We start from the raw sequence: 13,665 nt of genomic DNA on the forward strand, positions 1-13,665 counted from the left end.
TTTAAAAAGCACCTATTTTATCTGCTTCCTGATGAATCTTTTCAAGTGTTGCTGGAACAAAATTTAATCCATATTTTTTTGCTGTTTCACGGGCACTATCTATTATGTATCCCATGAGCTGTGTTCGCACATCATTTTTATCCAAATAATCAGTTGTATTATGAGTGGCAGCTACTACTGTTTTTATAGGTTGTTTTTTCTCAAGCATAGTCTGCACGTAAGTTCTAATTAATCTTGAATGGACTCCACGCAAAGAATACATATCTGGATTTAATGTTATCCGAGATGAAAACATTCCTGGCAAAAGTGCAGTAACCGGAATTTTATATAAATCAAGATTTCCACATATAAGCCTACTTTCTGAACTTGCATGATGTGCATATGGAAAAGCGCCTCGCCAATCTCTTCCAACACTACGGTCATATCCCCCCGCATATGTATTCGAAGTTTCTCGATATCCAAGCTCACTCAGAATAGGAAAAGTATGGTCATTTGCTGAACCATAGCCAGGTTTAAAAACTGTGCTTTCCATCCCCAAAGCATCTTCCCAATCCTGTTTTGCTAATTTCAATATCTCTTTTTGTTTCTTATATTCATATTGTCCAAGATGTTTTCTATATTTCAAATCCCGAAAACTATCACAATGAAATTGCAATCCTAATTCAAACCCCTCCTTTGCAAGTTCAATAAATATTTTCCTGTGTTTCTTTGCTGTAGCTGGTGTAGAGTAAAATCCTCCTATTGCTTTTTTTCTCTTTAATACTTCTGCCATACCTAAAATTGCTTTTTCACTGATACTCCATGATGGCGCACCATCATTCATCCACGATTCTGTTCCTACCCTTTCACAATCCATTGTAAAAATAAAATAAAGATTTTTTTCTATACTCATAATACCAATTTCTCCCTTATTTGGTTAATACACCTCGATTTCATAAACCGTCGTATGTACCTGCTACCGGACATTATTATTAATAGGATTTTTAGCAGGATTTGAGTTTATGCCCCAACTTTTGTGTCCATCTCCTGAAAGCAAACCAGTTTTCCTCCTTTTTGGATTTTGGTTTTACAGTTGTCATTCCACTTCAATAATTTTATATACTCTGTAATATACATCTACAGATTCATAGGTAGGTCTATGGACAAGGATCGCACTATCTTGGTCATATAGAAGCGCTGGTTTCATCCAAAGTTTAATTCGGTATGTTTTGTTAGGGCTTACTGAAAGTGGACTAGCAAATTGCCATCGAAACCATTTAGCTGACATCTTCTCAACTATTGTTGATTCCCTTTCGATACTACTACCGATAATCTGTCCATTATCTATGTCTTCAATTTCTATTATAGTCTTCCCAACGCGCATTTTACTATATAGACTGCTTATTGCTAGTTCTATACCGGTCAATATACTCATGTCCGGGTCTGTTGTAAAATTTTGAGTCCTTACTAAAACTGGTTCTGCTGCATCTCTACTAATCATTTTATATCTCCACTGTTCATTATTCAACTCAGCGGGTGGTTCTGGTTCTAATGCCGGACCAATTATTTCATTGTATATATTATCTACCGTAAAATTATAAACAGGGGAGATACCGAAAATATTACCAGCAATGTCTTCCGCATAAACTCTCCAATACCAAAGAGAGCCAAGTCCAAGTGTAACTGGCTGCTCTATATTGTATTCAGTCGGGATAACCCCATACTCACTTAGCCCTATTTTAACGGTATTTACGTCTGTATTTTCAAAATCCGGATCGGATGAATATTGCACACGATATAAACGGGCATTTTGTATCCCAGACCACTTCAAATCTATTGAAGTAAGTTTTTCAACATACCCATTAAAATCTGCGCTTTCAATTCTTGCTAACCCATAAATCCCCTGGTCTGGATCATCTTTAGTATAAACTGCGAATCTCAGATCATGTGAATATTCTCCAATTTCTCCTGCCGTATCAGCATAAACTATATTATTTTCCATTGAACCGTCAACGCCGGTCATAATTACCATTCGGGGGTCATCTTCTCCGGGTGTTGTTACTTCAAAATAATATTTTTTATTTGGCTCTATTAAATCACAATATATTGGCCAATAACGCCATTTATATTGGCGGTCATTTTGAAACCCTTTGATGCTTGCCTGAGCAAGTTGTATTTCTTTTTTAATGCTGTCATAAATAGTAATAGTGGGAGATGTTACTATTGATGAGTAGTAGGTCGCACAGTTTAAAGCTATGCCATAAATACAGGTGGCATTATCTCCTGTTGTAAACGTCTGTCCAATTGGCTTATTTCTATATTGTGTCGCTATACCATGACCACTTGGATTTGCTTGATAGCTGATCACAGAGGTCGAATTATCAACATAATAGGTCTTAAAATGAAGACAAGCAGAATAAGCTTGCATGTCTCCGTTATAATCAGAATAATATGCATTTCCGCCTGAATATGAATGCACCCAGCTCATCTTAACAAGCACCCTATGATCTGGCTGCCCTGGTGTAGTTAATTCTAGATAGTAGGTAGTATTTGGAGTTAAACCATCATAATGCAGATTCCATTTCCTCCAGTGAAAGTTTCTATCACCAAACCCTTCAATGCTTGCCTGCGCCAAAAGAACGTTTTTTTGCGGACTGTCATATAAGCTTACTGTGGGGTTATCCGCGATAGCGCCATAGTAACTAGCGCATAAAAATTCAACACCTAATATGTTATCAACTTTCGATCCGGTAGTAAAGGTTTGTCCAATTGGTTGATCATAATAATTAATCACTACTCCACTGCTATTATGATGAGGCCAATCTAAATATTGATCTATCTCTGAATCTTTAATTGTATAGATTCTAAAGCAAATATCATCACTATACGCGCCCATACCTCCGGCATAATCTGTGTAATATATATCTCCTCCCTGATAGGTATCAGGACTTAAATCTCTTTTAATGGACATTTGAGGACCACTATCTCCAGGAATAGTAATTTCCATATAATACTGCGTCTCCGGCGTCAACCCTTCACATTGTATATCCCATCTACGCCATTTATATACCTGATCGCCTGAAAAACCAGGTATCGATGCATGGGCAAGTAAAATACTTTTTGCAGGACTATCATAAATAGAAACAGTAGGAGAAGTAACTGAAGACATATAATACGCATTCCTGCATAGGAGTTCGATACCGCTTATATTAGTCACACCTGGTCCAGTTTTAAATGTTTGCCCGAGAGGAATCCCCAGATAGGTTACATGCATGTCTGCTGGCTCAGCAGGATTATCCATGAATTGATCTATCATTTCTTTAAGTTCATACGGTGCAACGTAAAATGAATAAATTTCACTCTCGGCTAATGTACTCCCGGTTTCAAGATGAGTTGCTTTAACCTGCCAATAAAGAGTAGAATTCACAGGATAGTCATCCAATATAACTTCTGTATCAGTTACATTCAAAATCTGTGTATTGCCAACAGGAAAGTTCGGGTCTTGCGACCACTTAATTTCATATCCTGCATCCCGTAACTCTAACCATTTCAAAGTAATCTTTCCATTATCAGGTCTTACTTTTTGTTCATTAGTCGGGGTAACCAAAGGAAGCCTTATGTATTTCAGGAAATAATCATCATTATTAAACTCTGAAAATGCCTCATACTCATTTAAGCCCAAAGGTTCATACACATCAGTTATATCATCAGGTACAAGATAAACACCCCTGGTTTCATCCCATTCTTCGGTTAAGCGGTCATCTACTTTTATATACCTCATCAGGCCAAATCCTACGAAATCTCTATAAGTCAAAAAAGCTGCCCATTTTATTGCTGGATAATCTTTTAACGTCTTTTTATAATGAAGAATCATATCTGCCTGCTGCTCCCATCCTATTTTTTCTTCTGCCAGGGCAATAGGTTTACCAGGAAATTCGTTTACAAAATTCAAATACGCCGCTCGAATATGTGAATCACTGAGGTATTCAGCCCCATCATATGAACCCCCATCCCAGCCGACAGTATCAACATATTTTTCACCGGGATAACATCTTTTTAGAAAATCAAATGGCATATAGATAGCTCCAGCCCATAGCCAGTCCACGTAGATATTCGCCCCTTCAGTCTCAAATATATTCCATATGTGACGCCATGATTCTGCAAATAATTCCGGGGCAGGATTATTTACTGAAAGATCATATTCTCCTTGTTCGTTATATCTTGTTGGAGCTCCTGTAAACTCCTTGATATAAGCGAGCTGTATAGGAATCTTCCAATCTTTAATAGCTTGAGCAAACATAATAATTTCATTATCTTTATTACCGGCTATGGTATCTCGAAAAGCTTCAATATGACTCATTTCTAATGTGACGGTAGTCTTGTACCAATGAGGGTAATATGACAGAGATGTGAAATTTCCATTCTTATAAAAATTTATCACAATGTCTCTAAACCAGGCTATCCTTTCGGGATACACTTCTTTCATGGCATAGCTGTCAACAAGAGCCGTATGCGGCAGATTGGGATACTCGGCTCTTTCTTCGTCTAAAAAATTGCCTCTCGTCCCCATTAAGCATCCTCTTTCTGATACCTTCGGTAAGAGTCTGAATTTAATTGGTCCCGGCGACAGTTCTTCTGCAAAAATAGACAAGCTCATTATAACTAAAAGATTAAATAAACTGGCAAATAAAATTTTACCTCGAAGAGTTCTCATGATTATTTCTCCTTCCTTTTTTTCTTATCGTTTGTGACAATTTACACATTACATAGTAGTTTTTTAAGTGACTTAGCCGCACGTGTAAAGTTTAATGGTCCAGTAATCTCACCCTTCTTTTCTCCTAAATGTGGCTCAAGGGAAAGAAATCCATCAAATTTGCGTTTGTTTAAATCGAGTAGAATGTGTTTGAACCCTGCATCACCTTCACCAGCAACAACAAATTTTTCTTCACCAAGTTTAATATCCTTTATATGAATATACCCAATATAGCCAACAACAGCATTAAACACTTCGGGATAAGGACACTTTTGAAAAAAGTAAACATAGTTACCGGGGTCAAACAATATCCTCAAATTAGGCGAGTTTATTGTAGTCATTATATCAAGCATTTCCTCTAGAGTGGAACCATACAGATCTCTCCCCTCATTTTCTAATGATAAGATTAATCCATTTTTTTCTGCCAACTCAGTTTCTATTTTTAACCTTTTTATTACTTCATCTCTATATCTACTATGTTCTTTGAGTTCTGCTATATAATAACCAAATATTCTGATATATTTGGTCTCAAAGTACTTAGCCAAAAACAATATTCGTCTGAATTGTTCCAAATGTAACTCAAAATCATCAGTAATTTTTGCCTTACCTATGGATGATGCAATGGCTGAAACGCTAAATCCTCTTTTATTCAATAGGTTTTTTGTAGTCTCTGCTTCAGCATTGGACAGTTTTAATAAATTCTTGTTATCTATTCCCCTGCGTAATTCGATATATTTTATTCCTTCAGCTTCTAACAAATCTAATTGGTCACCAAAAACTGTTGAAATTTCATCCCCAAGACCACTTATTCTAAACATAATACCTGTTACTCCTGTTTGGATAAATTTATGTTTTTCCAATTAAACCCAGATTCGGATATAATCCGTTCAGCATTTAAACTCATTATTTTATGCCCTATCTCTTGGTCTCTCATTTTTGCCTCAAAATAAGATTTCCAGAATAGAGCTTTTTTAATGGGTCCATCCCCACGAACATCTGAACCAAAAAGTATTTTATCAGGACCAACTATCTTTATGACTTCTTTTATTTTATCCGGAGAATCTCTTTCAACTATTGAACAGGAAGTATCAAGATAAACATTTGGATGTCCTTTTGCAAAGTACACAGCAAAATCGTATGAATGTTTACCTCCCATGTGAGCAGTAATAATAACAAGTTTAGGAAACATTTTTGCCACAAGATCCAATGTTATTATTAACATGTTCTTACTTGCCATTCTCTCAGGACCAATTTGCATCTGTTCAGGAACCCAATACGGTGACCCGCCAACATGAAAAAGTATCGGCATTTTGGATTTCTCTGCTTTTTCATAAAAAGGAAAACATCTTTCATCATCATAGGCAAAGGGTGGGAAAATAGCTTTAAGTCCAGCAAAACCTTGTTTATGAAAATAGTCAACAATATCTGGTTTCTTTGTAAAGTCTAGATATGCAAAAGGCACAAAAAACCCTTTATATGTTTTCGCAAGATGTAATATCTGTTGATCTTGGTTGCCTTTTAATCCTGCAAATGTATCTCCTGTGGACAATAACCATGTTCTTTTAATAACACCCGAATTAACTAAAACACTTGGGTCAAGCAAAACTGCTTTCACACCCGGTTTATTGGTGGGGAAAAAGAAATGGTTATGAGCATCAACTATCATTTTAATACCTCCTTAAATTGAGTTACTTAAAGCGCTTTAAGTAAATTAAAACAGATAATATATTACTTGTCAAGTCTTTTTCGCCACTAATTGCCACTTTATCGATTTTAAAAGTCCTTAATGCTTTCTATAGATAGCTGTCCCCCCTGCACCATCATTTTGAAATTTTTGTGTGTAAGTGCTAGTATTGTCTTGTAATTAACTATTGATAGAGAAAGAAACAGAAATATGTCAGAACTTACTCCAATGCTCAGGCAGTATCTAGGCATAAAAAAGAACAATAAAAATACGATTCTTTTCTTCAGGTTAGGGGATTTTTATGAAATGTTTTTTGAGGATGCAAAGCTTGCATCCAGACTTCTTGAGATTACTCTGACTTCCCGCGATGGTGGCAGCGGAAAGAAAATACCAATGTGTGGCATCCCATATCATGCTGCAGAAAACTATATAGCAAAATTAATAAAAAGCGGCCATAAAGTTGCTATCTGTGAACAAGTTGAAGACGCAAAAAAGGCAAAGGGGCTTGTTAAAAGAGAGATTGTAAAAACAATAACTCCAGGTACGGTTCTTTCAAGCTCTATGCTTGATGTAAAGAGCAATAATTATCTTGGAGCAGTAGTAATCTCAGACAAAAAATTTGCACTTGCAATCTCGGATCTATCAACGGGTGAGTTTAAAGCAACAGAGTTTTCTGATTATATAAAATTCTTAGATGAAGTCCGCCGTGTCAATCCAAAAGAAATTATCATCCAAAATTCCTTAATGGAAAATGAAAAGATTAAAAAAGATCTCAGTATATCTTGCTCTGTTCTAACACCATATGATGACTGGCACTTTGATAGAGAAAGCGCAAACCAGATACTTACTTCTCATTTCAGGACTCAGTCAATGGATGGGTTTGGATGCAGGGACTTTCCCGCTGCTGCATGCTGCGGAGGTGCGCTTCTTGAATATATAAAGGATATACAGCAGATTGCGCCAACACACATAAATGATTTCAAGATATACTCAACGTCAGAATTTATGATACTGGACAGTGCTACTCAAAAAAATCTTGAACTTATTGAAACTTTAAGTGCTCATGAGAAAAAAGGAACATTATTAGACACATTGGATGCAACTCTTACTCCAATGGGAGGTCGTCTCCTGCGAACCTGGGTTGTACAACCTCTGAGAGACTCAGAAGAGATCAACAATAGGCTTAATGCTGTTAATGAGTTTATAAATTCTGCAGATGTTAATGATAAGGTGAGAGCTATCCTCAGACATATTTTTGATATGGAGAGGATAATCAGCCGTGTTAATTGCAGTCTGGCTAATGGGCGTGATCTGATAGGTCTCAGAGAGTCATTGAAAAAGATTCCTCAGGTAAAGGAAATAATTAACAAATTCAAGGTACAGATGTTGAAGAATGTATGTGAGTCCCTGCAGGATGTCTCAGAACTGGTTAGTTTACTCGATAAAGCTATTGTTGATGAACCTCCAATCAGTATTCGAGATGGCAATATTATCAAGCAGGGATTTGATGCGGATCTTGATGAAATAAGACAGGTTAGCATAGGAGGAAAGGATTGGATCAAGTCGCTCCAGGTAGAAGAGATTCAAAGAACAGGAATAAAATCTCTAAAGGTAAGATACAATAAAGTTTTTGGATACTATATTGAAATTACGAAGTCAAACTTGAATATGGTGCCTGATAATTACATAAGAAAACAGACACTCTTGGGTTGTGAAAGGTTTATAACTCCTGAGCTGAAGGAGAAAGAAGCGCTTGTTCTTGGCGCAGAAGAGAGAATTAATGAAGCGGAATATAAGATTTTTACTGATGTGCGCAGTCAAGTTGCATGTGAAACTATCAGGCTTCAAAAAATAGCGCGGGCTATTGGCATTCTGGATGCAGTAAATTCGTTTGCGTTAGTAGCAATACAAAATAATTACGTAAAACCTGAAATTACAGATTCTGATGTTATAGAGATTGTTGAGGGCAGGCATCCGGTTCTTGAGAGGCTGGATATCGGAAGTAAATTTGTTCCAAATGATACATATCTCGATAATTCCAGCCAGCAGATAATGATAATCACCGGACCAAACATGGCGGGCAAGTCAACTTATATTAGACAAGTTGCTCTCATTGTTCTCATGGGACAAATCGGCAGCTTTGTACCCGCAAAAAGCGCAAAGATTGGTACAGTTGATAGAATATTTACCAGAGTCGGTGCGTCTGATGAGCTGACAAAGGGACAGAGTACATTTATGATAGAGATGAATGAAGTAGCAAATATACTCAACAATGCCACTTCGCGTAGTTTAGTAATACTTGACGAAGTAGGAAGAGGCACAAGTACATTTGATGGTGTCAGCATTGCATGGGCAGTGGCGGAATATATACATAACAGCTTAAAAGTCAATGCGAAGACTCTTTTTGCTACTCACTATCACGAGCTGACAGAACTTGTTCTCACATTGGAAAGAGCAAAGAATTATAATGTTTTGGTAAAGGAATGGAATAATGAAGTTATTTTTCTCCATAAGATTGTTGAAGGCCCAACTGATAAGAGCTATGGAATTCATGTTGCGTCTCTTGCAGGTTTACCTAAAGAGGTCATAGAAAGGGCAAAGGATATCCTTGTTAATTTAGAAAACGAGACAATTTCAGAACAGGGCCTTCCTAAATTCGCTCCTTCTGCAAAGAAGAGCAAAAATAAAGAGATAAGAGAGTCTCAGCTTACATTCTTTGCTGCAGTAGATCATCCTGTTGTGGATGAAATAAAAAACTTAGATACAGAGAATATGACACCGCTTCAAGCGCTTAAGAAACTTGATGAGCTGAAGAAGAAAGTTGAAAAAAAATAACGTCTGAGCTAAGACGCACGGTCTAACGCGTTGCCTTCAGCGACTTGTTCGCCAGTCGTTCTGGTTCCAGATGCCGGCAGAGGAAGTCAATACCCTCGTCCGACATATCCAGTTCGTGCCCCCCGTCATGTTCTTTATAGCAATATCTCTCCATGATACCCAGCCGTTTGTAGATGTTCTTAAGTTTTCTGGCTTCCGGCCGTGCACGTCGAACGTTGAACAGGTCGTCTTTCTTGCCGACCTCAATATACAAAGGGCGTGGGCATACAAGGGCTCCGACTTCGGAGTCCATAAAGTGATTTGCTGCATCGAACCATACCCAGTCGACGAAGTCGTACACCTTGCGGTTGTTGAAGAAGCAGGAAGATACGGCAGTCTTGATCCTCGTGTCTAGTGCGGCAGCAAATAGAGTGTAAAAGCCACCATAAGATAATCCGATCATGCCGATACGTTCAGAATCAATATCTTTATGTGTTACGAAATAGTCCAGTGATCTAAAAATTCGATATAGGTCAAGGGCCGCAAGAGACCCGCCGATCTGTTTTAACCGCCGATCAATAGTATTTTTCTCATACTCGGGCCCAAATCTCTTGGAATCCCAGAGAAGGAGTTGCGGAGCAAATACAGCAACACCCCTTCTGAGGACACGTCGTGTCATATCGTTGTAGTTAGAAGAACCGAAGAATCCAGAACATAATTCGGGTGTCCCACCGCCGCCGTGTTGAGAGACAACCAAAGGAAATGGACCTTTGCCATGTGGACGAAAGAAAAGTCCGTAAGTATTCACGCCGGGGAGGGTCTCTATCAGGACACGTGAAATTCGGCCAAGGGAATCCTCGGCAACGTTCTGGTCTGATGCCAAGGGCACATCTGTTTTCCACCCATCAGTCAACGGCCACCCCAACATTTTTCTCAGTCTTTCTCGGTACCTGGCGACTGATTGCTCGTAGGAGTCGACAGATGAGAGTTTCGGTTTGAAGTACCTTTTGCGGCGACGGTCTGCTTTCTGCTGCTCCTTGCGAAGAAGAGTCTGTACCTCCTCAAGCATAGACTTGCGAAAGTCGTTACCGGCCTCAGGAGGTTCACTGTATAGACCCACTGTCATTTTTTTTCTTTCTGGCGAACAATTAATATACTGAATCCATATTTCATTAGAAAACTACCTGAAACATATCAAATTTTTATTGATTCAGCAAGAAATTCTTGTTAACTTCCACGTTTGCAATATAATACAAGGAAACATGGATTTCGCATATCTAAGTTTTTAGGAGTGTGTGATGAAAAAAATTGCAATGATTTTTCTATTATCTTTTATTGCAGGATGTGGAAGAACTAATCACTGGGAAATTAAAAACAGCCGTCCGGAGGGAACTAATATCATATGCTTTGGAGATAGTATAACTGAAGGGCTTGGAGCATCAGAAGGATGTGACTATCCATCTCTACTCAGTAAGAAATTAGGTCTGCCAGTAATCAATGCGGGAATGGGGGGAGATACAACCGAAGATGCAATCAGAAGACTTCAACGTGATGTGCTGGAGAGGCATCCTAAGATTGTTATAGTAGAGTTTGGCGGCAATGATGCACTGGGGAAAACCGTTCCTATGGAGAAAACCTTTGAGAATTTGGGACTGATTATAACCAGAATTCAGGAAAAAGGCGCTTTGGTGTTAGTGCTTGGTATCCAGCCATCTTTAATGGGAACAAGCTACAAAAAGAGATTTGTGAAAATCGCAAAAAAACATGGTGCGCTTGTTATCCCGGATATCTACGATAAAATACTTGGTAAACCTGATATGATGAGTGACCACATCCATCCCTCTGATAAAGGATATGAGCTTATTGCCGATCAGGTATATGCTCTACTGAAGCAGTATTTGTAAATCCTCAAACTATCCAAGGCACACTGTTTCATTCTTTTCCGGTATCATGCTTTCAACATTAAGAGAAACCAGTCTTTCTTTCAACTTTTCAGATTGCTCAGGTTCGCCGTGAACAATGAACACCTTCTTGAGAGAATCTCTGGTTTCATTAACATATTGTACCAGATAATCACTGTCTGCATGCGCGCTAAAGGAATCAACAACAACAACCTCTGCCTTTAGTTCATACGGTCTTCCAAAAATGTTGACAGTTGGCCTGTCATGTTCAACAATCCTTCTTCCGAGAGTATTTTGGGGCATGTATCCTACAATAACAATGGTATTATATGGATTTTCTATATTGTTTTTTAGATGGTGAAGAATTCTTCCGTGTTCACATGTGCCGGATGCAGATATAATAACCATAGGGCCTCTTTTATTATGTAATTGCTTTGATTGTTCAACATCCTCTATATATGTTATGTTCTCACTGGCAAGAGGGTCCATGTCCTGGATTTCCTTGCTAAAGTAATCCCTGTTATTCTCAAAAACCTTTGTTACTTTCACAGCGAGCGGACTGTCCACATATATTGGTATCTCTTTTATCTTTCTTTCTCTCAAAAGCCGCGACAGGAAATATATGACCTCCTGAGTTCTTTCCAGAGCAAATGACGGGACAATAATCTTTCCGCCGCGAGCTACGGTCTTATTCACAACTTCCATGAGCTTCTTCTCTGTTTCTTCTATAGGAGAATGTTTGCGGCCTCCATACGTGCTTTCAATTATAAGATAATCTATTTTTTTCGGTATTTCAGGATTTCCAACATACGGCAGGTTCGGACGTCCAAGATCTACAGCATAAGCGATACGTATTGTTTTGCCATTAGCAGAAATGTCAACTGTCGGTATAGAAGAGCCCAGGATATGACCTGCATCAAAGAATGTAAGCTCCATATCCTCTGTCACTCTCTGTTTTTTGTGATAATCAAGAGCGTAAAGATACCTCAAAGAATTTTCAGCATCATATCTTGTGTAAAGCGCTTCTCTTGGTGGGCGTCCTCTTCGCAGATTTACTTTATTCACATATTTTATATCTTCTTCCTGAATATGACCGCTATCCGGCAGCATATACTGGCAGAGCTCCATTGTGGAAGGAGTCAAATACGCCTTTTTTCTGAACCCTTTATTTACAAGTGTTGGAAAATTTCCGCAGTGGTCGATGTGGGCATGCGATATTATACAACAATCCAGATCCGATGGATTAATGGGAAACGCGGAATTTACAGTATAATACTCATCCCTGTGTCCGTGAAAAAGGCCGCAGTCTATGAGAACTGCAGATTTATCGGTAGTCGCCAAATGCATGGAACCGCTTACTGTTCCAACACCACCGCAAAATTTAAATTTTATTGCCATATATAACTACCTGATATCTGTTTTATAGAATTTGCAAGATGCCCCTTTTGCCATTCACATGCTTTTTTGTATAAAGAGAAATTCCGTTCAAGTTTTCTGAATTCTTTAGGATGCCTTTGTATCCTGCCATTAACTATCCTTTGTTTAAATATCTCATGCAGCATTTCGTGATAAACCAGATAGTTAATGTAGTACAGGGGAACTTTTTTGGTATCAAGAAGCCGATTAATTCTTATAAGATTTTTTTCTGATCCTGTATCTTTCCATGTTCCCATAAGTCGTTTATTAGGTTTATGTGACCACGTGATATGAAGATTCAGATTACTGCTGAAATATTCGCTATTTAAATTGTTGTAGATTTCTCCAAGATCAAACACATTCCCAACTGGCTCCGGCAGGATTCTTCGAGTTTTTGATTTGCATACTATTTTATGCTGATTTTGGGTTATAAAATTCCTTATTGTTTTCCTACACACAGTGCGTGTGCTTTTTCTTGTAAGACGAGTGTATATCTTAAGTATTGCATCAAGAACATGTTCAGGGGCATTTCTAAACATGTTATGTAATCGGATAGTATATTTATTGAAATTTCTCCTACAACTGATCATAATTGTAGAATTATTTGTATAATGAATTGTTATTCGTCTGTTCAATGTTGATAATGTTGGCTATGATGGTTTAGGTGTTTACAGTCCTATTTTATCAGCAATCTCATAAAACTCTTTTTTATTTATGTTGTCTAAAGTCTTTCCGCGTTTTTTAAGTTGTTCATTAAACTTTATTGACTTTTCCTGCATTGTCTTATGCGTGTCTTCAGAACCGCCTACCAGATAGAAATTATAGCCTTTTGTAAACCGCTTATGACCATCTTTATTATCAAGACCTAATCCAAGTAATATCTTTCTCCAGTTTTTCTCTCTAATCATGTTCCTTCCATATCCTTTCAGGATTAAAAGCAGTTACATTTAACACTTTTTTGGGCTATAACTCAAGAGAATGTGCTGGCTGGGCACATAGGTAACACTTTTTGTTTAAGATTCTCATTGTGATTCTCAATATATCTCATGGGTGTTAAATAATCAAGCGCTTGATGAGGGCGATTAAAATTGTACTCAATCAGCCAATTTGTTACAGCT

At 37.9% G+C, this 13,665-nt stretch carries 10 protein-coding genes; 2 read left to right on the forward strand and 8 right to left on the reverse strand.

The window, feature by feature from the left end; translation table 11 throughout:
* Position 1: 1 nt before the first annotated feature.
* The 4 genes from Q7J67_05255 to Q7J67_05270 form a co-directional block, all read right to left on the reverse strand.
* Positions 2 to 892: a polysaccharide deacetylase family protein gene (locus Q7J67_05255; protein MDO9464686.1), complete on the reverse strand. Its 891-nt coding sequence runs from the start codon at positions 890 to 892 to the stop codon at positions 2 to 4.
* Positions 893 to 1,075: 183 nt separating this feature from the next.
* Entirely contained in the window at positions 1,076 to 4,693 is a 3,618-nt protein-coding gene (locus tag Q7J67_05260; protein ID MDO9464687.1) for a hypothetical protein, read from the reverse strand.
* A gap of 41 nt (positions 4,694 to 4,734) precedes the next feature.
* The gene (locus Q7J67_05265; protein MDO9464688.1) at positions 4,735 to 5,550 is read right to left on the reverse strand and encodes a sugar phosphate isomerase/epimerase family protein; all 816 of its coding nucleotides are present in this window, start codon (positions 5,548 to 5,550) and stop codon (positions 4,735 to 4,737) included.
* A gap of 8 nt (positions 5,551 to 5,558) precedes the next feature.
* Entirely contained in the window at positions 5,559 to 6,398 is an 840-nt protein-coding gene (locus Q7J67_05270; GenBank protein ID MDO9464689.1) for an amidohydrolase family protein, read from the reverse strand.
* Between the two features lie 228 nt (positions 6,399 to 6,626).
* Here Q7J67_05270 and mutS point away from each other — a divergent pair, with 228 nt between their 5' ends.
* A complete protein-coding gene (gene mutS, locus Q7J67_05275) occupies positions 6,627 to 9,251 on the forward strand; it encodes a DNA mismatch repair protein MutS (protein ID MDO9464690.1) in 2,625 nt (874 codons plus the stop codon).
* A 22-nt stretch (positions 9,252 to 9,273) separates the two neighbouring features.
* Here the strand turns inward: mutS and Q7J67_05280 are convergent, their stop codons facing one another.
* Entirely contained in the window at positions 9,274 to 10,356 is a 1,083-nt protein-coding gene (locus Q7J67_05280; protein ID MDO9464691.1) for a prolyl oligopeptidase family serine peptidase, read from the reverse strand.
* A gap of 172 nt (positions 10,357 to 10,528) precedes the next feature.
* Between Q7J67_05280 and Q7J67_05285 the strand changes: the two genes are divergently transcribed.
* Entirely contained in the window at positions 10,529 to 11,134 is a 606-nt protein-coding gene (locus Q7J67_05285) for a GDSL-type esterase/lipase family protein (GenBank protein MDO9464692.1), read from the forward strand.
* Between the two features lie 9 nt (positions 11,135 to 11,143).
* Here the strand turns inward: Q7J67_05285 and Q7J67_05290 are convergent, their stop codons facing one another.
* The 3 genes from Q7J67_05290 to Q7J67_05300 all read right to left on the reverse strand — a co-directional run bounded on the left by Q7J67_05290 (position 11,144) and on the right by Q7J67_05300 (position 13,455).
* Positions 11,144 to 12,529, reverse strand: a complete 1,386-nt coding sequence (locus tag Q7J67_05290; GenBank protein MDO9464693.1) for an MBL fold metallo-hydrolase — start codon at positions 12,527 to 12,529, stop codon at positions 11,144 to 11,146.
* Positions 12,520 to 13,086 (reverse strand): hypothetical protein, encoded by a 567-nt coding sequence (locus Q7J67_05295; protein ID MDO9464694.1) that lies wholly within the window; start codon positions 13,084 to 13,086, stop codon positions 12,520 to 12,522. Before Q7J67_05295 ends, Q7J67_05290 begins: the two co-directional genes overlap by 10 nt.
* A 129-nt stretch (positions 13,087 to 13,215) precedes the next feature.
* Positions 13,216 to 13,455 (reverse strand): hypothetical protein, encoded by a 240-nt coding sequence (locus Q7J67_05300; GenBank protein ID MDO9464695.1) that lies wholly within the window; start codon positions 13,453 to 13,455, stop codon positions 13,216 to 13,218.
* Between the last annotated feature and the right edge of the window lie 210 nt (positions 13,456 to 13,665).

This window comes from bacterium, from assembly GCA_030652805.1.
Taxonomy (GTDB): domain Bacteria; phylum JAHJDO01; class JAHJDO01; order JAHJDO01; family JAHJDO01; genus JAHJDO01.